17 protein-coding genes, 1 tRNA gene and 1 pseudogene are annotated in these 24,018 nt (G+C 43.7%); 6 read left to right on the top strand and 13 right to left on the bottom strand.

From position 1 onward, the window contains the following. Positions 1–17: 17 nt before the first annotated feature. The 4 genes from TY03_RS07940 to TY03_RS07925 are packed head-to-tail and all read right to left on the bottom strand — an operon-like array spanning position 18 to position 3,906. Complete coding sequence (locus TY03_RS07940; protein WP_042368746.1) at positions 18–1,325, bottom strand: lytic transglycosylase domain-containing protein; 1,308 nt, start codon at positions 1,323–1,325, stop codon at positions 18–20. A 21-nt stretch (positions 1,326–1,346) separates the two neighbouring features. Beyond that, positions 1,347–2,231, bottom strand: a complete 885-nt coding sequence (locus TY03_RS07935) for a DUF5683 domain-containing protein (protein WP_042368745.1) — start codon at positions 2,229–2,231, stop codon at positions 1,347–1,349. An 8-nt stretch (positions 2,232–2,239) separates the two neighbouring features. Next, entirely contained in the window at positions 2,240–3,130 is an 891-nt protein-coding gene (locus TY03_RS07930; protein ID WP_042368744.1) for a ParB/RepB/Spo0J family partition protein, read from the bottom strand. An 8-nt stretch (positions 3,131–3,138) separates the two neighbouring features. Continuing rightward, complete coding sequence (locus TY03_RS07925) at positions 3,139–3,906, bottom strand: ParA family protein (protein WP_042368743.1); 768 nt, start codon at positions 3,904–3,906, stop codon at positions 3,139–3,141. A 341-nt stretch (positions 3,907–4,247) separates the two neighbouring features. Between TY03_RS07925 and surE the strand changes: the two genes are divergently transcribed. The 3 genes from surE to TY03_RS07910 all read left to right on the top strand — a co-directional run bounded on the left by surE (position 4,248) and on the right by TY03_RS07910 (position 7,257). Further along, on the top strand, positions 4,248–5,015 hold the full coding sequence (surE, locus tag TY03_RS07920; RefSeq protein ID WP_042368741.1) for a 5'/3'-nucleotidase SurE: 768 nt from the start codon (positions 4,248–4,250) through the stop codon (positions 5,013–5,015). 16 nt (positions 5,016–5,031) lie between these two features. Beyond that, complete coding sequence (gene lpxB, locus TY03_RS07915) at positions 5,032–6,168, top strand: lipid-A-disaccharide synthase (RefSeq protein WP_042368739.1); 1,137 nt, start codon at positions 5,032–5,034, stop codon at positions 6,166–6,168. Positions 6,169–6,513: 345 nt separating this feature from the next. Beyond that, a complete protein-coding gene (locus tag TY03_RS07910) occupies positions 6,514–7,257 on the top strand; it encodes a NigD1/NigD2 family lipoprotein (RefSeq protein ID WP_042368737.1) in 744 nt (247 codons plus the stop codon). 94 nt (positions 7,258–7,351) lie between these two features. Here the strand turns inward: TY03_RS07910 and TY03_RS07905 are convergent, their stop codons facing one another. Genes TY03_RS07905 through rsfS form a run of 3 tightly spaced genes read right to left on the bottom strand, consistent with a single transcriptional unit; the run spans position 7,352 to position 10,622 of the window. Beyond that, positions 7,352–8,191 (bottom strand): phosphatidate cytidylyltransferase, encoded by an 840-nt coding sequence (locus tag TY03_RS07905; RefSeq protein ID WP_042368735.1) that lies wholly within the window; start codon positions 8,189–8,191, stop codon positions 7,352–7,354. A gap of 25 nt (positions 8,192–8,216) precedes the next feature. Then, positions 8,217–10,253: an ATP-dependent zinc metalloprotease FtsH gene (ftsH, locus tag TY03_RS07900; RefSeq protein WP_042368733.1), complete on the bottom strand. Its 2,037-nt coding sequence runs from the start codon at positions 10,251–10,253 to the stop codon at positions 8,217–8,219. A 9-nt stretch (positions 10,254–10,262) separates the two neighbouring features. Next, the gene (rsfS, locus tag TY03_RS07895) at positions 10,263–10,622 is read right to left on the bottom strand and encodes a ribosome silencing factor (protein WP_042368732.1); all 360 of its coding nucleotides are present in this window, start codon (positions 10,620–10,622) and stop codon (positions 10,263–10,265) included. 277 nt (positions 10,623–10,899) lie between these two features. On the opposite strand from rsfS, the gene TY03_RS07890 reads away from it, so the two are divergent. Further along, positions 10,900–10,970 (top strand) — tRNA-Gln (locus TY03_RS07890). Positions 10,971–11,092: 122 nt separating this feature from the next. Next, a complete protein-coding gene (locus TY03_RS07885; protein ID WP_042368731.1) occupies positions 11,093–12,241 on the top strand; it encodes a Gfo/Idh/MocA family protein in 1,149 nt (382 codons plus the stop codon). Between the two features lie 80 nt (positions 12,242–12,321). Here TY03_RS07885 and TY03_RS07880 read toward each other — a convergent pair whose 3' ends face one another. The 3 genes from TY03_RS07880 to rsmA form a co-directional block, all read right to left on the bottom strand. Then, positions 12,322–14,172, bottom strand: a complete 1,851-nt coding sequence (locus TY03_RS07880) for a DUF349 domain-containing protein (protein ID WP_042368730.1) — start codon at positions 14,170–14,172, stop codon at positions 12,322–12,324. Between the two features lie 86 nt (positions 14,173–14,258). Continuing rightward, positions 14,259–15,599, bottom strand: a complete 1,341-nt coding sequence (gene mgtE / locus TY03_RS07875) for a magnesium transporter (RefSeq protein ID WP_042368729.1) — start codon at positions 15,597–15,599, stop codon at positions 14,259–14,261. A 40-nt stretch (positions 15,600–15,639) separates the two neighbouring features. After that, on the bottom strand, positions 15,640–16,455 hold the full coding sequence (gene rsmA, locus TY03_RS07870; RefSeq protein WP_042368728.1) for a 16S rRNA (adenine(1518)-N(6)/adenine(1519)-N(6))-dimethyltransferase RsmA: 816 nt from the start codon (positions 16,453–16,455) through the stop codon (positions 15,640–15,642). Positions 16,456–16,524: 69 nt separating this feature from the next. On the opposite strand from rsmA, the gene TY03_RS07865 reads away from it, so the two are divergent. Continuing rightward, a complete protein-coding gene (locus TY03_RS07865) occupies positions 16,525–17,520 on the top strand; it encodes a lysylphosphatidylglycerol synthase transmembrane domain-containing protein (RefSeq protein WP_042369306.1) in 996 nt (331 codons plus the stop codon). A gap of 820 nt (positions 17,521–18,340) precedes the next feature. Here the strand turns inward: TY03_RS07865 and TY03_RS07860 are convergent. From TY03_RS07860 to TY03_RS07850, 3 genes and pseudogenes are all read right to left on the bottom strand, one after another. Further along, a pseudogene (locus TY03_RS07860) lies at positions 18,341–19,057 on the bottom strand (transposase). A gap of 364 nt (positions 19,058–19,421) precedes the next feature. Next, positions 19,422–21,095, bottom strand: a complete 1,674-nt coding sequence (locus TY03_RS07855; protein WP_081713070.1) for a DUF4955 domain-containing protein — start codon at positions 21,093–21,095, stop codon at positions 19,422–19,424. Between the two features lie 209 nt (positions 21,096–21,304). Continuing rightward, positions 21,305–23,779 (bottom strand): polysaccharide lyase family 8 super-sandwich domain-containing protein, encoded by a 2,475-nt coding sequence (locus tag TY03_RS07850; protein WP_042368725.1) that lies wholly within the window; start codon positions 23,777–23,779, stop codon positions 21,305–21,307. Between the last annotated feature and the right edge of the window lie 239 nt (positions 23,780–24,018).

Genomic DNA, 24,018 nt, shown 5'->3' with positions numbered 1-24,018 from the left:
AGCAAGCAAAGAGATACTTATTTGTATATTTTCAGTCGTTTTCCCGCGGCTATGTTTGTATTTCGCAGCCCATTCCAATTTTGCAAATCTTTTATGCGTACTTTATACTTTTCTGCAATCGTTGATAAAGTCTCGCCGCTTCTTATCTTATGATAGGTGATATTGTCAGAAGAACTGCTTGACCTGCTGTGTTTGTTACTTCGCGAAGCAACCTGCGGAGAGTTGTCTCTGATATCTACCGTTTTCCGATTTTTGAATAATTCGTTGGCACGGTGATTGTAAATCGTATCTTGTTTGTCAATAAAGAGGCTAACACTGTTGAGTGGCAAACGAAGTGTATAAGGTTTGTTTTCTCCCGGAATAATATTTCTCTTGTATTGCGGGTTCAAGCTCTTTAACTGATCCATGCTAACGTCGCAAAGGTCTGCTATCTGTTCAAAGTGTAGGTCTTTGTTTACCTGTATGGTATCTGTATTGGCAGGAATATTTGTTTCCATCGGGCAGATGTTATGATCGCAATAGTAGGTCATAACATAGTTGGCTGCAATAAAAGCAGGCACATAGCCGCGGGTTTCTTTGGGGAGATAATGGTATATTTTCCAATAATCGGTTTCGCCGCCTGCCCTGCGAATGGCCTTATTGATGGTACCGGGACCGCAGTTATAGGAAGCAATAACGAGGTTCCAATCCTGATAAATAGCATACAACTCTTTCAGGTAGCGTGCTGCAGCCCATGTTGCTTTGATGGGGTCGCGGCGTTCGTCTACTAAGCTGTTGGTTTCGAGTCCGTACATTTTTCCTGTAGGTAGCATAAACTGCCAAAGTCCGGCAGCTCCTGCACGCGATACGGCCGATGGGTTTAGCGAAGACTCTATGATAGGAAGGTACTTCAGTTCCATCGGTAGGCCATAAGCGTCGAGTGCTTCTTCGAAGAGAGGCATATAAAAGTTGCAGGCACTCAGCATGAAAGATACTTGGTTGCGCAAGCGGCTGTTGTACATATCGATGAATTTGCGCACAATCTCATTGTAAGGCAACTCCATCACCGATGGAATGCGCGATAAGCGATCGATATATACCGAATCACTAAAAAGCGGATTAATATCGGCTGTGCTGCAGTCTTTGGCTAAGTCGATGTAGTTTTTTGCCTTCCAGTCGATCAGTAAACTGTCGAGTGGATAAGTCATACTTTTGGGAAGGTCAATACTCTCTTGACGCTTGGTTCCGTTATTATCAATTACAATCTCTACACTTTGCGCTTTAATCTGGCTACTGAAAAGTAGGCAAAGGAGAATAAGGGGGCAATAATTTACTAGTCTTTTCATTCTTCAATCTTCTTTGTGTTTTTAAAACCGGAAGCTGCATTGCACGCCTACCGATTTGTTTCCATTACGGAACTGGTCATTCATAAGAGTCGGCTCTACCCGCATACTTAGATCGGGAGTAATATCAAAGTCTGATAACTCTGCATCTACATACGCATCGATTACCGATATAAGGTAAACACCGATAAAAGCAAATATACTTAGGTCGCGATAGCGACGGAATGTGTCTTTCCGTTTGCGTAATAAATCCTTTAATTGGTCGTTACTGATATTGTAATTCGGAGGCAGCAGATCTTGGAAACTGTTCGTGTTAGGATTAGAGTCCATGATATCTTGATAAGCCTGTGAGTAGTCTTTGTACATTTTGGTGTTCCAGGTCAGTGCGTAGGCACATCCTGCAAATCCGCCATAGATGATGGGTAGCTTCCAATACTTGCGGTTGTAAATTTGTCCTCCACCGGGGAAAATAACCGCCAGCCACGTGGCCTTTGTCGAATTGGGCACCCAAAGCTTTTTGGGTACTTCCGTACTCAAGCTGTCTTTGGGCAAAACAGGGGGTACAGGAGGTATTTTTGTTTGTATCTTTTCCAGATTTTCCTTATTTAGGCTAGCCAGACTATCGGCGATTAACGAATCGGCCTTTATGATGTCCTCTTTTGATAAAGCTAATGATGGAATGCTGTCTTTGGAGAGAGGGATGCTCTTTTGTTGAAGTGTATCGGTTGCCTGTGCTGCCGCACGATGACGGCGGGCACGAGCCTGTGGGGCTTGTCGCAGTGTCGAAACAGAATCCTGCGGATTGGTTTGTATCGGCGTCTGTGCATACACATCAATCCCTGCTATTTGCAACAGGCAAAACAGCAGGGCAGAGAAATACAGTTTATACTTTATATCTTTTCTAATCATTTAATCAGTTACTTCTTTAAGCTATCGAAGATTTCCATGATACGTTCCAGTTCTTCTTCGTTACCGAAGGGGATACTGATTTTGCCTTTTCCCTTCTCAGAGCAGGTTAGCTGCACTTTGGTCTGAAAGAATCCCGAGAGGTGTTGTTTCAGCAGGTTGAATTCTTCGGGCAGTTTTCCTCTCTTGGGGGTAATTTTGCGGGTTCCGCTTTTAACTGTTTCACCTTCGCTCAATGTTTTGACTATCTCTTCCACTTTGCGTACCGAATAATCATGTTCTTTAATCTCTTCGAAGAGTTTAACCTGTATTTTAGGATCGGGCAGAGAGATCAGTGCACGGGCGTGCCCCATGTCGATCTGCTTGTTTTGCAGAGCCATCTGGATGGGTGCCGGAAGCTTCAACAGACGGAGGTAGTTGGCAATAGTGGTTCGTTTCTTGCCGATACGTTCGCTTAGCCGCTCCTGTGTTAAATTGTATTGCTCAATCAGGTGCTGATAGGCAAGGGCTATCTCTACAGAGTTGAGGTCTTCGCGCTGAATGTTCTCGATCAGTGCCATTTCCATCACATTCTCATCATCGGCCGTACGGATATAGGCAGGAATAGTCGATAGTCCGGCTTTCAACGAAGCCCGGTAGCGACGTTCTCCGGCAATGATCTGATATTCGGTATCTGTAAGTTTTCGTAAGGTGATGGGTTGAATGATGCCAATCTCTGCAATAGAGTCTGCAAGCTCTTGCAGTGCCGTTTCATCAAACTCACGGCGAGGTTGATTGGGGTTAACAGATATTTTCGATAGTTCGATTTCGTTAATCGAAGAAGACCCTTCGGTTTTCACTTCATCCATAGAAAGCAACGCGTCGAGTCCGCGACCTAATGCATTTCTTTTCTGTATTGCCATATCTTCGTTTATTTTTTATTTCTGTTGATTAATTCTTGTGCCAATGCGATGTGGTTCTTTGCTCCGGTCGATTCGGCATCGTAAAGAATGGTTGGAATGCCATAACTGGGTGCTTCACTCAACTTTACATTGCGTTGAATCACTGTTTTGAATACCAGTTCTTGAAAATGGCGTTTCACTTCGTCGTAAATCTGATTGGCTTGTCGCAAGCGCGAGTCGTACATAGTCAATAAGAACCCTTCAATTTCGAGCGACGGATTTAGCTTTGACTTTATTATTTTAATGGTATTCAATAATTTACTGATTCCCTCCAAGGCGAAATACTCTGCTTGTACCGGGATGATAATTGAATCGGCAGCAGTCAAAGCGTTGATGGTTATCAAGCCCAGTGAAGGAGAACAGTCGATCAGGATATAATCATACTCTTCTTTGAGCGGAGTAAGCACCTCCTTGAGAATCTTTTCCCGGTTGGGCAGATTAAGCATCTCAATTTCGGCTCCTACCAGATTAATGTGCGAAGAGATCACCTTGAGCGTCTCTATTTCGGTATCATGAATCGCATCCTGTACGTTGGCCCGATCGATAATACATTCATAAATAGTGCATTCGGATTGCTTGATGTCTACTCCCAATCCGGATGAAGCATTCGCTTGCGGATCGGCATCTACCACCAGTACTTTCTTCTCAAGTGTAGCAAGTGAGGCCGCGAGATTAATCGTGGTCGTAGTTTTTCCTACACCTCCCTTTTGATTGGCCAAAGCAATTATTTTTCCCATATAATCTTTATTTATGGCAGCGAAATAAGCGATAATAACTTAGAGCACCTACGAAACAAGAGAAACTTTGCGTTTTCTGTTGATAAGTCACCTGTTTTGTTAATAACTGACGGGCGGGTAGTTATCATCTCCTCTTCATTAAACCTTGCAAATATACACATTAATATTGAATCTATGAACTCCTTTTTGCTCGCTTGCAGAAGATTAAGATTTCTAAACGCCACAGTCCTTTATAAAATAGCACTGGGCGGTCGTTTTTATTTTATCCTTTCTATTCCTTTGGGCAGCAACGTTCTTTTTGCTACTTTTGTGCAGATTAAAATTAAAAAAAGGATAGACACATGGAAAATCAACGCCCGTTGATACTCGTCTCAAACGACGATGGTATAACAGCTAAAGGTATTAGTGAATTAATTAAATTTCTCCGTCCATTGGGCGAAATTGTTGTCATGGCACCCGATTCGCCCCGCTCGGGAAGCGGATGTGCATTGACCGTAACCGAACCCGTACATTTCCAGCAGGTGCGCCGTGATGTAGGACTGACTGTGTACAAATGTTCAGGAACACCCACCGATTGTATTAAACTGGCTCGCAACACTGTGCTCGACCGCGAACCCTCCTTGGTCGTGGGTGGTATTAATCACGGTGATAATTCGGCAACCAACGTTCACTATTCGGGAACGATGGCAGTGGTTATCGAGGGTTGCCTCAATGGTATTCCCTCAATTGGCTTTTCGCTCAGCGACCATGCCATGGATGCCGATTTTGATGCCATGGGGCCTTATGTGCGACAGATTGCAGCAACCGTTTTAGAAAAGGGATTGCCACCGTTGACTTGTTTGAATGTGAATTTCCCGAACACCAAAGAGATAAAAGGCATCCGGGTATGTCAGCAAGCCAAAGGGCAGTGGTCGAAAGAGTGGGAGTCGTGTCCGCGCAAAACGGATACCAATTATTATTGGCTGACCGGCGAATTCACCGACCATGATCCTGATAATGAAACCAGCGACCGTTGGGCATTGGCACATGGCTACGCAGCCATCACCCCCACAACTGTCGATGTAACTGCCTATCACTTCATGGAAGAGCTAGGCAATTGGTTCAACTAAAAACGAATATTGACTTATGAAATACTATCTCATCGTTGGCGAAGCCTCCGGCGATCTGCATGCTTCGCATCTGATGGCAGCCTTGAAGGAACAAGACCCGCAAGCTGAGTTTCGTTTCTTTGGTGGCGACTTGATGGCAGCCGTTGGAGGAACGTTGGTAAAGCATTATAAAGAGTTGGCTTATATGGGATTCTTTCCTGTATTGCTTCACCTGCGTACGATTTTCGCCAACATGAAATGGTGTAAGAACGACATTGTGGCCTGGCATCCCGATGTGGTGATTATGGTCGATTATCCGGGTTTTAACCTCAATATCGCTAAGTTCTTGCGTGCCCGTACGCAGATTCCGGCTTTCTATTACATTGCCCCTAAGATATGGGCGTGGAAGGAATATCGGATTAAGAACATCAAACGAGATATTACGGCACTGTTTTCGATTCTTCCCTTCGAGGTTGAGTTTTTTGAAAATAAACATCGGTACCCCATTCACTATGTAGGCAACCCAACTGTCGATGAAGTGGCTGATTTTCAGGCGGATAACTCCGAGTCGTTTGTCTCGTTTGCAAACGAAAACGGACTCTCCGACAAGCCCATTATAGCTTTATTGGCAGGTAGCCGTAAGCAAGAGATCAAAGATAATTTGCCGCGTATGCTGCAAGCTGCTTCCCGTTTTCCCGACTACCAACTAGTGCTGGCAGCCGCTCCTGCCATCTCTATGGAGTATTATCGCCGGTATACGGATGGCGCAAACGTGAAGATTCTCTTTGGCCAAACCTACCGGTTGCTGCAACAGGCAGAGGCCGCATTGGTTACCTCGGGCACTGCTACGCTCGAAACGGCTCTCTTCCAGGTGCCTCAGGTGGTCTGTTATTATAGTGCCATGGGCAAGATGTTCTCTTTCTTGCGCAAACATCTCATTAAAGTGCCCTTCATCTCGCTTGTTAATCTGATTGCCGACCGGGAAGTGGTCAAGGAATTGGTATTCGAATCAATGACGGTCGAGAATATGCAAATCGAATTAGGTAAATTACTGTTCGATCCCGAATATCGTCAGCTGATGCTGAATGGTTATGAGGATGTATCCCATCGGCTGGGAGCGGTCGGAGCACCTCGTCATGCGGCTACCGAAATGGTACGGATGCTGAAAAAATAGATTTCTCATCGCTGCATAAATTTAATGATGCAGTTCTTATATATCGCTGTGGAGATGCTTACGATTCCGAGCATTGTCACGGCGATATTTGTTGTTGGCAGAAGAACTATTTTAACGCTGTGTTAACTACGTACTCTTGGTGTCAATGAATACGTAGTCTTTGATACCAAAAGTATATACTCTTGTACGGAAAGAAATAGGACGCTGGAAAATTCAATTAACAATGTTAAAATCAGGGCAATTCAAAAAAAATAACTATCATTTTTTTAATAAATGTAAAGCCGGTGCAGTATATGCCCGGCTTCTTTATTTCTTAAGTATAAACTAAAAAAATAGAGACAGACTATGAAGAAAGTAAATTGGCTTTTATTGGCCGTCTTATTGGCTATTTTGCCATCATTGCAGTCGTGCGACGACAATGATGGGTATTCTATTGGCGATATCGGTCGCGATTGGGCAACCGTTCGTGTGTTAAGTGGCGATACTTATTACCTGGTAGGTGATAATTGGGGAAAGTTATGGCCGGCAGCTACTGCATATTGGGGGTATAAACCCATAGACGGACAGCGTGTGATTGCTTACTTCAATCCGTTGAGCGATAGAGCAGGCGAGTTCGATCATGATATTAAAGTAGAGCGATTGTATAATGTGCTCACCAAGAATGTTGAAGAGCTTAATGCCGAGAATGCCGAGTCGTTTGGTAATGATCCGGTTGTTATCTGGCAAAACGATATGTGGGTTGATGGTGGCTATTTGAACGTTGTTTTTCAGTTCAATACACCGAATAAGGATAAACATCGGGTATCGCTGGTGCGCAATACAACCGTCGAAGATCCCAACGATGGATACATTCATCTGGAATACCGCTACAATACGTATGGCGATTTGTCGGGACATTGGCGCGAAGGTGCTGTTTCGTTCAACTTGAATTCGTTGAAAGTTGACGAAAACACCAAAGGAATCAAGGTGAAACTTAACTCGCATAAGAATGGTGAGGTAGAAGTTACCTTTGACCTGAAACTCAACGAAACACCCGAATCGGTGAAAAATATGACTTTATCTGATAATGTATCAGATTATTTGAAGTAAAAACAGAGGTACATACGACTGTAAAAAGTAATAGCCCCGGATCTGCCGTTTTGTAGATCCGGGGCTATTGCATAAATGAGTATTTGAATCGGTTTTAAACCATTGTCAATACATATAGGTAGATCACTGCGGCAGGAATAGCCATCAGTGCGCTATCGAAACGATCAAGCAAACCACCGTGTCCCGGTAGTATATTGCCCGAATCTTTAATCTTCAACTGTCGTTTCAGTAATGATTCGGTTAAGTCGCCCCAAGTGCCGAATACGACAACGACCAATGCCAGTCCGGCCCATTCGGCCATCGACATAAAGGGGAAGAAATGAGCCATGCCAAACGAAGCCGCAATGGCCAGAACTCCTCCTCCTATCGAACCTTCCCACGATTTCTTGGGCGAAATGCGCTCGAATAAACGATGCTTGCCAAAAAGTGAACCAACGCAGTAAGCACCCGAATCGTTCAGCCAGATAAAGATAAAAATCGAAAGTGGCAGAATGGGGTTATAACTTACGCTATGGGTGTTGGGGTCGTTCTGAAAAGCCAGTACATTGAGCAGTGCAAACGGCAATGCGATGTATAGCTGACTCATCATGGAGTATGCCCAGTTCAGTATCGGATGTTCTTTTTTCAGGTAAAGTTCGCTAATCATCAGATAAAGCAGCAGTACCAGATAGGGGATGAATATCTTCGAATCGGCTGCATCAATGCAGAATCCCATGAAAGAGAGGAATAGATAAGCTCCTCCCAGCATGGTAATTGTTTTGTTGATACCGACCCCTTGGGTTTCATTGAGCAGGTGTCCGAATTCGCGTACTGTCAGTGCACTGATCAGCACAAAAAGTGCCCCGAAGGATAATGGATCGTATAAGATACAACCCACCAGGATGGCCACAAAGAGTGCTCCTGTAATAGTTCGTTGTATAAAATTATTTTTCAAGATACCTGGTCTTTAGTCGATTGTATTATTCTACTGTTTGATTAGTAGCCGATTGCTCAGCTTCTTTGTTTGCTTTTTCTTCCTTCTCTTCATTTTCCTGATTCTCAACCTCTTTGGCTAAGGCTTTCTCTGCCTCGGCAGCATCGTGGCTCTCTTTGGCAGCAATGATCTCTTCCGATCGGGAAGTCCAGGGGCGTTTGCCGAATATATGTTCTACATCTTCTGCAAAAATTACCTCTTTATCAATGAGCAACTGAGTGAGCTCTTCGTGACCTTTCCGGTGTTCATTCAGAATTCGTTTGGCGCGTTCGTATTGTTCGCTTACCATCTTCTTAACCTCTTGGTCAATCAGCTCGGCTGTTTTCTCACTGTAAGGACGGTTGAAGGAGTACTCATCGTTGCTGTAGTAGCAAAGATTGGGCAGCTGTTCGCTCATGCCCAGATAAGCAATCATGCCGTAAGCCTGTTTGGTTACACGTTCCAAGTCGTTCAACGCTCCTGTAGAGATACGTCCGAGGAATAAATCTTCGGCTGCGCGTCCGCCTAAGGTAGCACACATTTCATCAAGCATCTGCTCTTTGGTGGTGATCTGTCTCTCTTCGGGCAGATACCAGGCAGCTCCCAATGCACGACCACGTTGTACGATGGTTACTTTAATCAATGGATTGGCATACTCCAACAACCACGATATGCTGGCGTGTCCTGCTTCGTGTGCGGCAATCGAACGGCGTTCGGCCTCTGTTGTGATACGGGTTTTCTTTTCCAAACCACCAATGATACGGTCTACTGCATCGAGGAAGTCTTGCTTGCCTACGAACTTCTTTCCATGACGGGCTGCGATAAGTGCGGCTTCGTTACAAACGTTGGCAATATCGGCTCCCGAGAATCCCGGAGTTTGGCGGGCAAGTAGATCTACGTCCAGACTATCATCTATTTTGATGGGGCGCAAGTGCACACCAAATACCTCTTTACGTTCGTTCAGGTCGGGCAGATCTACATGAATCTGACGGTCGAAACGTCCGGCACGAAGCAAGGCTTTATCCAATACGTCTACACGGTTGGTTGCTGCCAGAATGATGACACCACTATTTGAACCAAAACCATCCATTTCGGTGAGTAATTGGTTCAATGTATTTTCCCGTTCGTCATTGCCACCCATAGCAGGGTTTTTGCCACGAGCACGACCTACGGCATCGATCTCATCGATAAACACGATACAAGGTGCTTTCTCTTTGGCTTGCTTGAAGAGGTCACGTACGCGTGAAGCTCCTACACCGACAAACATTTCTACGAAGTCCGAACCTGCCAGTGAGAAGAACGGAACATCGGCTTCTCCTGCCACAGCTTTTGCCAGCAGTGTTTTACCTGTTCCCGGAGGGCCTACGAGCAATGCTCCCTTGGGAATCTTACCACCCAGATCGGTGTATTTTTGTGGTTCCCGTAGAAACTCTACAATCTCTTCGACCTCCTGTTTGGCTTCTGCCAAACCGGCTACGTCTTTGAAGGTGATCTTAATCGAACTTCCTTTCTCAAAGAGTTGAGCTTTGGACTTTCCTACGTTGAATACACCACCGGCACCACCGCCTCCACCGCCACTCATTCGGCGCATGAAGAAGATCCACAATCCTACCAAAAAGACAATCGGAAGCACATTGATGAGGAACGAACCGAAATAGTTCGTCTTCTTGTCATAAGTCAACGAGCCATCAAAATGCGCTTCTTCTTTTTCTTTCTGCAAGAAGTTATCCAGATTCTCTCGTGAGGGTGCTTCGGTCAAAACCATCGGGTTCTTACCTACACGACTCGAATCTTGCTTGAATACCTGTCCGACAAAGTTTGGTTTTACGTAAAATTCTACCGAATTATCGTCATAACCAATCACTTTGCTTACGTATCCGTTGCGAACATATTGCTGGAATTCGTCGTAAGAGATATTTTTGCTTGTAGATCCGCCTTGGTTGGTCCACCAAAGTCCCAAAAGCATTAAGGCTATAATCATATACATCCAGTTCAGATTGAACTTGGGCATATTGACCTTACTTGGTTTTTTATTATTGTCCATATTGATAAATTAGTCAATGTCGGGGATTGTTGTTAATCTGGCATCTGCCCACAGATGTTCCAGATTGTAATACTGTCTGGCTTCGGGTAGAAAAACATGTACCAACACGTCTGCATAATCCATGGCTACCCATTCGGCATTGCGTTGTCCGTCAACCACAGAGGGTCTGCTATTGGCTTCTTTACGGGCTTTTTCTTTGATAGAGTCAACAATAGCACCTACCTGACTGGGCGAATTACCCTGACAGATAATAAAGTAGTTGCAAATGGTGTCATCTATGTTGGTCAAATCGGCTATAACAATGTTTTTACCTTTTTTGTCTTGAATACCTTCTGTTATTTTCTCAATTAGAATTTTTGTATCGTTCATTGATGTCTTTTGAAATTAAATAATTCGTTTGTTAGTTATATAGTTATAACAAGAAATATTGATACTTTGTTTCTTGTCATGAACGTGAACTTTTTACAAAGATAGTCCGTTTTCTCGTATCAAAGAAAGTAATGCCATAAATCTGTTGCATTTTTGGTTTTTTTTAGGGATGTATCTCTTTGTTAGGGGGCAAATTAGGTGAATTATTCGAAAAAAACCACGGAAATCATTTTGCTTTTTGAAATAATTTGTATCTTTGCACCCGCAAACAGGTTATTGGACTATGGTGTAATGGTAACACTTCAGATTCTGGTCCTGACATTCCTGGTTCGAGTCCAGGTAGTCCAACGAAAAAGTATTAGTTTACTTCAAATTCCCCCGTTAAAAAAACTTTTTTAACGGGAGTTTTTGTTTCTAAGCTTTTTTCATCTTATCGTCTTATCAAAATAAGTAGTAAAACCCTCTATTGTATGGAAATAATCAGAACGGCTTTTATTGGTTTCGGATACCGCGGAAGACTACTGTTTCGACTCTTGCAGCATATACCTTCTTACGATGTTATCGCTATGGCAGATCCCGGCATTTCCTCGCTCGATACGGAGGGGCGTGCTTGCTATGCGGAGGGGGAAGATGATTATCTGCGCATGCTTAACGAGCAGCATCCCGATCTGGTGATTGTAGCTTCGCCGTGGCATTGTCATGTAAAGCAGACTCTTCATTGCCTCGAAGTGGGCTGCCATGTAGGCTTAGAGATAAAGGGCGGACTGGCTTTGGGCGAGTACCAAGCGGTGATCGAATTATCAAAAAAGGTTGACCGCCGTATTTATCCCTTGGAGAATACACTCTTTATGCGCGAAAACCTGGCTGTTTGCAATTTAGTGCAGGCAGGAGCTTTGGGCGACATTGTATATATGACCGGTGGCTATCGGCACGACCTGCGGAATTTACTTCTCGATGCTTCCGGACGATTGGGCAATACCGACTGTCCCGAAGGGGCATGGCGCAGCCGCTTCTACCAAACGGAGAATGGCGATTTGTACCCGACTCACGGACTGGCTCCTCTCTGTCTTATAGCCGGAATTAACCGCGGAGATAAGATTGTGAGTCTTACCTCTTTCTCTTCCAAATCGGCAGGTATCAAACAGCGTATCCGGGAACTCTCTGGTGATGAGCAGGTTGCTATCAGCATGGGCGATATTATCTCTACCCAGCTACAAACCGAATCGGGAGTGCTCATTTCCCTAATACACGATACCACTTTGCCCCGACCCCGTAGTTTGAACTTTGAGGTACAGGGAACGAAAGGTATTTGGAACGGAGAGCGACGCTCTATTTATATCGAGCACCTGAGCCCGCACGAGCAATGGGAATCGGATGAATCTTATATATCTCAGTACGAGCATACTTATTGGAAACAGTGGGGGAGGGAGGCTTTGCAGATCGATGTACATCATCAAGGCATGGATTATATCATGTTGAAGGCGCTTGAGGCAGACCTCCGGCATGCAATGATGTATCCTGTTACCATTGAAGATCTCGCCTTGTGGACCTCGGTGTCGCCCTATTCTAAACAGTCCATCCGCGAGGGGCGAACCCTTTCGCTTTTGCCCACATCCTAACATACGAAAGCACGCCAACCTCGCTAGAGTATCTCTGCAAAGTTGGCGTGCTTACTTTATGGCGTACGTATTGACTTCTCTTACTCTTCTCTCATTGAATCGTCGATTACTTTAATCTTTTGCAGAATCAATTCAAGGTCTGCTTTCAGTTTCTCAACCTTGCGGTTAATTTCGGTCAGCAGGCTATTGCCTTTCTTGGAAGCTGATGAGAGGAAGCCGATATTGTTCTCGTAGGTTTGAAGCTCATTCTTCATGTTTTCGTAAGAACGAACCAGCTTTTCGCGCTCTCTGTACAGTGATTGCGATCCGCTATTCTGAATGTTGCTTACTGTCGATTTGAAGTTGCTCAACTTCTTATTTGATGCACTTAAATTGAGGCGATCAAATAATTGGTCGATAAGCCCGTGGTATTGTTTGTACAATTTATCTTTTTCTTTGAACGGTACATGTCCGATCGTATTCCACTCCTTCATCAGTTCGCGAACCAGCTTTCCGGCCTCTTCGGCATCAGTTGATTCGTCGATAGCAGTTAGTTGGGCAATGATTGCCTTTTTCTTATCCATGTTCTCTACTTCGACCGAACGCTGTGAAGAGGTTGCTTTGTTTTTTTGCTCAAAGAAATAATCGCAAGCAGTAATAAAACGTTTCCAGATGCCATCCGAGTATTTTTTCGATACTGGCCCTATGGTCTTCCATTCCTTTTGCAGTTTAGACAATGCATCGGCCGTTGCCTTCCAGTCTGTGCTGTCTTTCAATGCCTCTGCTTGTTCACACAATACTTTCTTCTTTTCGAGGTTTTCGTTCATGCCCTCTTTCAGCGATTTGAAGAAATCACCTTTCTTTTTGAAGAACTCGTCACAGGCCTTACGGAAACGCTCGAATATCTTCACGTTCATCTTTTGCGGAGCAAACCCGATGGTCTTCCACTTGCTTTGCAGAGCGATCACTTCCTGCGTTTTGTTTTCCCATGCATTGAATGTTTTCAGCTCATTAAATTCAATAGCCTCTACTATTTCGCAGATAACGGTTTTCTGATCCAGATTGGTTTGTTCTGTTTCTTTCAGCGATTCGAAATGTTGCTGATGGCGACGATTTACCTGAGTCGATGCAGCTTTGAAACGATTCCATACTTCGTCGCGTAAGTCTTTGGCTACAGGACCCGTATCGCGGAACTCCTGATGTAATTTCTGTAGTTGATGGAAAGCCGATACCACGTCATCTTCTTCTGCCAGCTTCTCGGCAGCTTCACAAAGATGTGTCTTTATCTCGAGGTTTTTCTTGAAGTCATATTCACGGAACTCATTGTTGAGTTTGAGTATATCGTAGAATTTTTCTACATAGAGCTGATAGTTCTTCCAAAGCTCGTTTACCTTAGCTTGCGGTATTAGCTTGGTTTCGTTCCATTGCTGTTGTAGCTTTTTAAATTCGGTATACGATTTATTGGTGTCTTCGGGCGATTCGACCAGCTCTTTCAGCTCTTCGATAATCGATAGCTTGATTTGCAGATTCTCTTCCTTCTGACGCTCCATTTCGCTTGCTTGTGCGTTGCGCTTTTCTTTGATTACTGCCATCGTACTTTTGAACTCTTCTTCCGAAGCATCGGATTCAGGAGTATAGTCCTCTTCCGTGCCACCGTTTTCAACGAAAAGTTTCTTAGCAGCTTCCAAAGAGGCGTTGTGCAGCTTGTAGAACGTTTGTTTTAAACTGTCGAGTTCGTGCTTGCTGGCATTATCTGCATCCAAAGCAACTTCTTTCAATCGATTCAATACATCTTCTTTTGTAATCAGACGTAATGCTGCTTCAGGATGTTTTTCAACACCCGATTCTTCAACCGGAGTTTCTGCAATTTCTTCAGAAACCTCAGCCATTTTTTTTCCTTCTTCTAATTCTCCTTGATTTAGAGGTTGATTAGTGTCATGAGAGTCCATCATCGTATACTTAGTTTTGAGTCACAAATTAATGAAATAAAACGTTTACTTCATACTTTTTTAATCTATTTTTTTTTATTTGCCTTCATTTAAGACAATAAAACGGTGATTCCCATATAAAGCATCATACCTATGATGTCATTTGTAATGGCAATAAAGGGTCCTGTGGCAATAGCCGGATCTACCTTGAACTTCTCGAGCGTCATGGGTACCAACGTTCCGAAGATGGAGGCAAACATAACTACTGCAAATAGGCTAATGGATACGGAATAGGTAACCGTTGCACTGGCTCCGAAACGAATAAAGTTATAGGTATATACTAATAAAGAGATAATCGTTGCGTTGATCAATGCCACGACAGCCTCTTTGGCTACTTGTTTGTATGTGTCTTTGGTGTCGAGCGAGTTATTGGCCAATCCTTGCACAATCAATGCAGACGACTGTGTTCCTACGTTTCCACCCGTACCACCAATCAACGGAATATAAAGAGCCATTTCGGGGTGAGCGGCAAAGGTGGCATCGAAATTTCCCAATATCATAGAGTTACCGATTCCACCCAGCATACCGATGATGAGCCATGGAAGGCGGGCGGTTGTTTGGCGCAGTACATTATCGTCTGTTTCTACGTCTTGCGAAAGACCTGATGCCAATTGGTAGTCGCGTTCGGATTGTTCGCGGATTTCGTCCATGACGTCATCGACGGTAATTTGTCCTACCAAGCGGCCAATGGAGTCTATTACAGGAATGGCTACCAAGTCATATTTCTCGATCGTTTGCGCCACATCTTCCAGTGGTGTGTCTACATGCACCGAGATCGGCTCTTTTTGCATCACATGTTTCACTTTCGATACCGAAGGAGAGGTAATCATTTTTTTGAGTGGAAAGATGCCGCGCAGTCGCTCATCATCGTCGATGACGTAGACGTAGTAAATCTCGTCCAGTTCCTCGGCCTGTTGGCGCATCTCTTTGAGACATTCGGGCATACTCCAGTTCTCGTTAACGATCACCATTTCGGTACCCATCAATCCACCCGCAGTGTCTTCATCGTATTTCAGCAGATCGACAATATCGCCTGCCTGTTCAATATCCTCAATGTGCGAGAGTACCTCTTCCTGTTTCTCTTCATCGAGTTCGCGCATCAGGTCTACGGCATCATCCGTATCCATGTAGTCGACAAAACGTTTGGCGATGGTTTCGGATGGCAATACATCGAGAAACTCTCGACGAACGTCCTCGTCTACCTCGATAAGCACGTCGGCGGCCGTTTCGTTGTCGAGCAACCTGTATACGAAACGTGCCTCTTCGGGGTTCAGTTCATTACACAATTCGGCTATATCGGCCGGGTGGAGGTCAATAATCAGGGATCGTACTTGATCGGCATCTTTCAGCCCGATCAGTTGCTTTACATTATCAATATAATTTTCGTTCATAATGATAACCTCCTTCTTTTATTCAATGTTCTGTTCAATATTACTCGTTCTCTGCCGGCAAAGGTTGTGGCGCAGTTGCCAGTGCTTTTTCCACCGCATTGGTCAGATCGATAAACTGCTGTACCGAGAGTTGTTCGGGGCGTTTATTGAAAAGCGCGTCTTCCGTAAGCGGGCTATCGGTTCCCAGTATCGGTTTGATGGAGTTGCGCAACATCTTGCGGCGTTGATTAAAGGTTGTTTTCACTACCAGTTTGAATAACTTCTCGTCGCATCCCAGCTCTGTTGTGTCGTTGCGCGTCATTCTGATAACGGCACTTTTTACTTTGGGAGGGGGATTAAATACGCTTGGGTCTACCGTGAATAGATATTCTACGTTGTACCAAGCCTGTATGAGTACGCTCAATATGCCATAGGTCTTGCTTCCGGGACCGGCAGCAATGCGTTCGGCCACTTCTTTTTGAATCATGCCGGTGCAGCAGGGTATCAAATCTTTATTATCGAGCATTTTAAAAAATATCTGGCTGGATATATTATAAGGATAGTTCCCGGTTAGCACAAAGGGTTCGCCATCGAACAAGCGGTGCAGGTTCATTTTCAGGAAATCATCCTCGATGATATGATCCTCAAGCGATGGGTATTCCTCGCGCAGATAGGCTACCGACTCGTAATCGACCTCGACGACTTTGACCGGTCGTTCTTTTCGAACGAGGAATTGTGTGAGCACACCCATTCCCGGTCCCACTTCCAAGACTGGCAGTGAGGGAAACGTATCAACTGTATCGGCAATGTCTTGTGCCACTTTCAAATCTTTCAGAAAGTGTTGACCTAAGAACTTTTTCGGCTTTACTAATTTCATTTATAAACTAATTGACTACTTTTGCAGCCGACAAAGGTAATTCTTTTCATGAAGAATAAAGAATTAGGAATGAATAAACTAATAAAAAAGACGCTGAAGCTCATCTTACCGATTGTTTTAGGCGGTTTTATCTTGTATTGGGTCTATCGCGATTTCGATTTCGCCAAGGCTCTCGATGTATTGACACATGGCACAAAATGGGGATGGATGCTTCTATCATTAGTTTTTGGTGTGTTGGCACAGGTTGTTCGTGGTTGGCGGTGGAAGCAAACGCTCGAACCCCTGGGAGCTTTCCCTAAAACGGGCGATTGTATCAATGCCATCTTTGTGTCTTATGCGGCCAGTCTCGTCATTCCCCGAATGGGAGAGGTGTCTCGTTGTGGCATCCTGTCTCGTTACGATGATGTATCGTTTGCTAAATCATTGGGTACCGTAGTTACCGAGCGTTTGGTGGATATGCTTTGTATCGGGTTGATAACCGGAGTCACTGTTTTGTTGCAGTTTCCTGTCTTCACGCTTTTTCTCGAACAGACCGGTACGAAGATTCCTTCGCTCCTTTACCTGTTTACTTCCGTTTGGTTTTACATCATTCTGCTATGTGGCATCGGTGTGCTTGTGCTGCTTTACTATCTCATGCGTGCCCTCTCTTTCTTTGAGAAGGTAAAAGGCGTTGTGCTTCATGTTTGGGAGGGTATCATGTCGTTGCGCAATGTGAAGAATATCCCCCTCTTTATTACCTATACCGTACTCATTTGGCTGAGTTACTTCATTCACTTCTACCTTACTTTCTTCTGCTTTTCGTTTACCGAACACCTCAGTGTGCTGGCTGCGTTGGTGATGTTTGTAGGGGGCACATTTGCCGTGATCGTTCCTACTCCCAATGGGGCAGGGCCTTGGCACTTTGCTATTATTTCGATGATGATGCTCTACGGAGTCAATGCAACCGATGCAGGGATATTTGCCTTGATCGTACACGGCATACAAACCTTTTTAGTGGTTCTGTTGGGTATATATGGCTCCATTGCCTTGGCTTATACACGGAGAAGCCGGAGCATCAACGGATGATTTCATAGAAGGCGATGATGGGATTCTCGCTCTGGGCCTTGTTCTCTATTTGAGAGAAATGCATCGGTTTGGGTAAGTCGATTTGATACATTGCCTCCAATTTTTTGCTGCTGATCCGATACACTCTATTGCCGAAATTTCCGCAATACATAGATTAAGGCGTTGTTGTAGGTAAATGATTGCGGAGAGGGGCTGGAGTCGTATGACACGTTTTTTACAATTCTGTTCAAGTATGCTGTATCTAAGCAAGAGCCCGTGAGTAAACGAAAATACCGGGTCGTGAAAAATAATGAAGTTACTAAATGGACAAGTATCCATACAAGAAGCAATGGATTGCCTCGCGAAAGAAAAGCAGCAAATAAGAAAATGCGTATGATGGGAATTGAAAGGATAAACCTATTCAATCACCTGTATGATAATGATATATGTATCTCTTTTATAGTCTTCTGATTTCCCGTTTTTCTTTCTTTGAAAGAGTAGTATCTTAACGCATTGTTAATTACGTAGTTTTATATCCAAAGAGTACGTAATTGTTGATACCAAGAGAACGTACTCTTAACAATCAAGAAAATACGGAGGATAATTTTATTAACATTGTTAAAAGAATACGAATCTTATATTCAACCTTCCGGCAGCTTAATTAGGGATATTCAGTAAATGTTTTATTTTTAACGTATTCTAGAGCGTAAAGTTGACTTTAGTCTAAACTTTACGCTCTATCCTTTTTGTTTTCTCTTCTTTTTGACAAAAAAGCAGACATACAGACATGCCGGTTTTGAAGAAGCTCTCTCTTCTTCTCCCATTTTCTTCCGTAATCAACTTAAGCCGCTCTTTCTTTATACCTCTTTTCAATGATGCATATTGCATTGGCCGTATGTATTCCGAAAAATATCCAAAGGGTTTCCGTTGCTTTGTTTCCGGCCTTGACTTTTGCAAGAGAATAATGTTGTTTCTGTGTTCCGAAGCTTCCTTCCAATCGCGTGGCCCTTTCATGGCTCAGTTCGCTTCCGAGTATTTTACGAAGCTTCTCATCTTTAGCCGCTCTTCCTTTTCGTACAAACGAAGTGGCAATGCCATATTGGGTACAAAACTGGTGATTTTCATTGTTAGCATAGATAGAGTCAGTCGCAACAGCCCTTACATGGGTCTTTGTGAGTCTCTGTTGTAGCCGAATACAGTCTTTCAGACGTATCCCTTCATTGAAAGCCTGGAAAGAAAGACGCTCGATGAAGGAGATGCCGCAAAACAACTGATAATAAATGTTACCGTTTAAGTGCTCAAGGAGTTCGAAATCAGAGAAGTTGGCGTATGTCTTAAGAAACATCAAAGCAAGTTGACCCTCAGGAGAGAAGAAACTTTTACGCCCCAAGGGGGCATCTCGCAAATGCATAGAACGGTTCTATTCGGAAAAAGGAATCATGGTATAGAGATGTCTCAGTTCACTCCGTTCGAAGCTTTGGCGATATTTTTGAAGAATATCGAATACTGTAAACCCTAAAGTAGGCTCAATTGCAGAGATTTTTTGTCTCTTTACCATGTGTTTTTAGTTAGGACTACCCCCGTTTTGGCCGTCAAACCGTATTTTTTGGGGAGTGCCTAAAGATACAAAAAGGCAACTAATTCGCAATGAATTAGTTGCCTTATGTTTTAGTATTGAAAGAATATCCCTAAATAGTAAAAAAATAGGGCGTAATATATTGGAAATATTCTTGAATTCAATGCGAAAGCGCTCCACGAATTGGGTACTCGGCTGCAAGTAAGTAGTGATGCCCATTATCCCGAAGGATTAATCATGGACATCACGGAACATTGATCGCTTTAAAGAAAGCTGGATATGACTCTTTGGTAGAGTGGCACAAAAGATAGCGAGGGCAGTTCCGATTACCTTATAACCTAGCTTGCTATCGTTGCGATTTCAATGCCAAAAGCCATGCGGGGACATAGCCCAGTCGGTGATTCAATTGGGCCGTGTAAAGCGACGACGGTTCTACCGACTTACCATGATCGGCATCCAATTGTACCTGTGCTTGCTCAAAAGAAATAGGCACTCCATGGAAACCAACTATGATGGGGGGCATGAACAAGAACCCGCCATCGTCCCACCACTTGAAATTACCTCCCGAAGGCGAGTTTGTTGCATTGAAGTTCCAGAGTGTTAAGTCCTGCATGTGATTCGGGAGAGCGCTGTAATCACCCCCCTGATGTGAGCGTAGAAAACCTCCTTTGCAAGCGTCGAACAAACTAGCGCGGGGTTGCGTTCCGTGCGATTCGAAATTAGTCTCTGTACCCCATTCGCAGTTCCAGATAACAGTTCCCATCGAGGGTCTTGACACCCCGGTGGCATGATGTTGCCCTGCATTTTCTATAGTGTTGCCGTTTATATAGTTGGCTTTATCAAAGACGTTACCGATGAACACACGTGATGAGCCAAAGGAACGAACAGCGGAATGCCCTCTATTTCCGGTGATATTTATATCATATACCGAAACATTGGCGGACAAAGTAATCGTGAACGCTTCGCTCACACTTTCAAAGTCTACCCGACGCATCCACGAATTAACAGTACGCATTATTGATATAGGTACGTAACCCGAATCGGAAGGCCAGCCAAGGTGAGTGTATTTACCCACATTGCCTTTGAAAGAAAGGTCTTCAATACCTATATTTTCATAATAGCCATAGGTGCGCACTTCCCACTTCCATTGTTTATCCACTTCGTGCATAATAGGCTCTGCAAAGGTGACGATATTGTCTTTAATGGATTTAATCTGATGAATATCCTCTACCTGCACACCTACGGATATAAGATTTGTCATCGTAGATTTTGCTTTATATGGTTGTAATTCATTAGCTATCAGGTTTGCATCATTGTTTCTTAAATAAAGGCAAACCCATTGGCCCACACTAAGTCCGGCTGTAGAGGCCACCTGTACTGAGAAACTTCCTTTTTTCGCATCGGAAGTGACTGTGGTGAGCGAACCAAATCCTGTCCAATGTCGAAATTCAAGTAGCACATGCGCATATCCTACCGCAGGATTTATCGGGCTTGGATCGGGCATTACGATCTTTGTTTTATCCCTTCCAGCGCCTTTCAATACGATATTGCCAGTTCGCATTAAAAGAGAAAATTTGGCAGGATCTACTTCATCCGATGAGTCGTAAAGAGTAAATTCACCTTCTGGAAAATAAATAAGAGCTCTCGCATTGGGGGTGTGTACGCTCGCTCCGGTAGTGCTTATTGCTCCTATCGCTTTGAGTACTTTCAAGAAAGCGTCCCGATCGGATTTACCGTCATTAGGGATAGCTCCGTAGTCGGTGATATCATATTTCTTATATCCCAATGTCCACACATCGGCAGGAGCAGATTTGCCATGGTCATATCCCGCGTACGAAAAATCTAGAAGAACGTTCTGTTCGTTCTTGGCCACGAAGTCATTCCATGCCTTACATGTGGTCGCGTTTTCTTCTGTTCCTCCTCCTCCTTCCTCTGGAGGTTCGGGGTCAGAGTTTCCCGATTGACAGGCAACTGTTCCTATGCTAAGGAGAAGGAAGTAGATTGTTTTTCTAATGTTCATATGATTGTATGTTCGTTATGAAAACAGTTTTATATATAATAGAGCTATACTAAACTAGTACGATTACAGTCGATTTCTGGAATTGTGATTGGAGAATTATTATAATAACACCATGTTCCTAAACTTTCTTTCATGATATCAACTACTGAACTCCATGTTTTCACCTCCAAATCGGCTATGGCCATCTGAATCTTCTTTATGGTTATTTCTTACTTCAAATTCAAAGTGACCGGCTTTCCGCACAACATACCTTGAGGCATCTTCACCGGAATGCGCTTACCATTGTAAGTCACTATTATTTCGTTACAGTCCTTATTCATTTCTGCGTCCGTCACCGTCAACGTAGATCCTTTGCTTGTGTTCTCTATCAACACAACGCAAGGAGTCGATACGGACAATTCCAAACCCTCTGCTTTTAATACTTGCTGCGGATTGTAGAATACAACTTCCGTCACCTGCTTGTTTTTCGTTCTCATCGCTTGCACCAAAGTGTCATTTTGTAATACTTCGAAAGGTAACTCGTCGGGAGGTGGTCCGTCTCCGGCATATACTACATAGCCGTATGTTTCATTAAGCGGAGTTCTTCCGTGGTCAATCCATAAATGGAAAATATCAGTCACCTCGGGTAAGTCTTTTTTCCCTTTATTAGAAAGATTTCTTTTTATCCAATCCGTCTTTTTTGTTTCGTACATGAAAGAAGCGTTTTTGGTATATTGAGGAAGCACTGTATAAGCAAATTTGCCTTTTTGCATGACCCATATCGGCTTTTTATTTACATAGAATGACCATTTGCCTTTGCCCACAGGGATTTGCTTACCACCTTGCACAGCCATAATCACGTCTTCGTGTGCTGTCTGGTCAATGGTTGTACGAATCGTGCCTTCTTGTTTGGGTTGTAAATTGGTTACTCCGGCACCTAACGCTACCATATAATCTCCGAACATGAAATAAGACTTATATGCCTGTACTCCGTATATCACTTCGTTCTTCTTGGCATTGTTACCCCGATCGTTTACTCCATTTTTATCAGAAGCATTCATCTTCTCGAAAATATACCCAGCAACCGCATTCTCACCACCATTGGTAGCACCTGCCGCAAAATTATATTTACTGCAATATCCTCTCCAATTGGTCACAGGGACGAGTTTGTCCATTCCCTCACGTGCTGTTACCCCCGGGTAAGCCGTCACATCCCAGGCGCCTATGATCTTTCGGTATTCGTCACCACTCTTTTGAAACAGAGTTAATCCATCGGTTGTATAGAAGTTATATTCATCGGCAAAGCCGCTGGCACTTTCAAGTCCGTCACATCGCTTGGAGGCCATGTTGACTATGATATAGTAGTTTTTGTTTTTCTTTACCAAGTCGTCATTATTGAAAAACCAACGTGTTCCGCTATACATACCCGGTGTATAGTTTGCCATATTAATCATATTTATATCCGCTTCGTCTTTTAGCCTCTTCAATTCCACTTGTTCATCGGGAGTAAAGGAAGTAATCCAGTCTTTTATAAATGATTTCACCATTCCTTGATAACGAATCTTCTGTGGCGTCACATTATACATAGCAGAAGAACGGTCCAGGCAAGGAGGAGTAAAGCCTTTGTAGTAATACCAGCTTCCTCCGCGCAGGAAGTTCATAATGGCATTTGTATTCTCTCTGCTTAGTTTTTTTGCCCAGGGAGTTCCCCTCAAAGAACTCAGCAAGCCTAATGCACTGGAAGTACCATCGATTGGGTATCCCCAGATAAGACATTGTTGTCCATGTCCCCAACCGGCACCGTCGGCTGTGAATCCTTCAATCCAGAATGCGTCATCAAAGGTTTGCTGCGAAGTCATGCTGATGGCTTTCTGAGAAACGTCCGCCAATAAGTCAATCATTGGGATGGACTGGTACATCACTGCAACGGGAAGCAACGGACGATAAGCCAGTGCATTTCCGCCCACCCACCATACGTGTTTTCTGAAACGCTCAATCTGCACCACATTTTTATCCGTTTCGTCATTGCGGAAAGGTTGTGTCCACGATTGCAATGCCACAGCTTTCAATACATCGCATACTTCCTGCATCGATGATTCTTTGTTTTTCTCTTTCTCCACACTTTCCATCTGCTTCATGAAGCAGAAGTAAACATTCATCGCAGCAGTGGGGATTGCAAAACAGGAAGCATGAAAGCGTGGACCGTTGTTAGGACGCCCCAACTCCAATTTCCCATAATGCAAGATCGATTTCAAGTAAGCGTCCGATAATGCCTTTTTTGTCGAAATGTCTCCTTTTCTAGAAGCTTCGGCTATTTTCCAGATTCGGTTGAACGCATCGGTAAGAAAAATCCCAACTGCTCCTTGTGGCTCACTATAGGGCGCTTGTAGCCAGTTCTTCGAGCGATACTCTTCTTCGGTGACTGCCAAATCTTTGAATTGCCCGTTCTCTTGTAATAGTTCTAAACACTCTTGCCACTCCACCGAATAGGCGTTTAGTTGGTGGAGACGATAGGCATTAGTCGCGTAATACTCACGCAACTCGCGTAAAGCCTTTTCTTTATCTGCTCCTTTTACCTTCTGTCCGTCGGTGTAGTAGCGCTGATAGTTGTCTAGAGCATATTGTATCTCTTTCTCCTGGGCACTACCAGATTGACACAAGGCTACCAGTAGTAAGGCAATCAAGCTTATATATATTTTCTTCATAATCGTATATCGTTTACTTATCTATTATATCGTAACTATTAAATTCAAGAATATTCTTTTTGAGAAATCACACGACAAAGATAGCCACGAATAAAAATAGCGGGTACTCTGTTAATTCAAAAGATGTGTAAGATTTGTCCAAACAACTAAATTAAGATTAAATGTACGATAATGACACTTATTATGTACTTAATAAGCACTTGTCGATAGGCAGGATGTACTGAAAAATATGTATATTT

The organism is Bacteroides neonati, assembly GCF_000499785.1.
Classification (GTDB): Bacteria; Bacteroidota; Bacteroidia; order Bacteroidales; family Bacteroidaceae; genus Bacteroides; species Bacteroides neonati.
The sequence above is the reverse complement of the archived record's forward strand: the minus strand, read 5'-3'. Positions and strand labels throughout refer to the sequence as shown.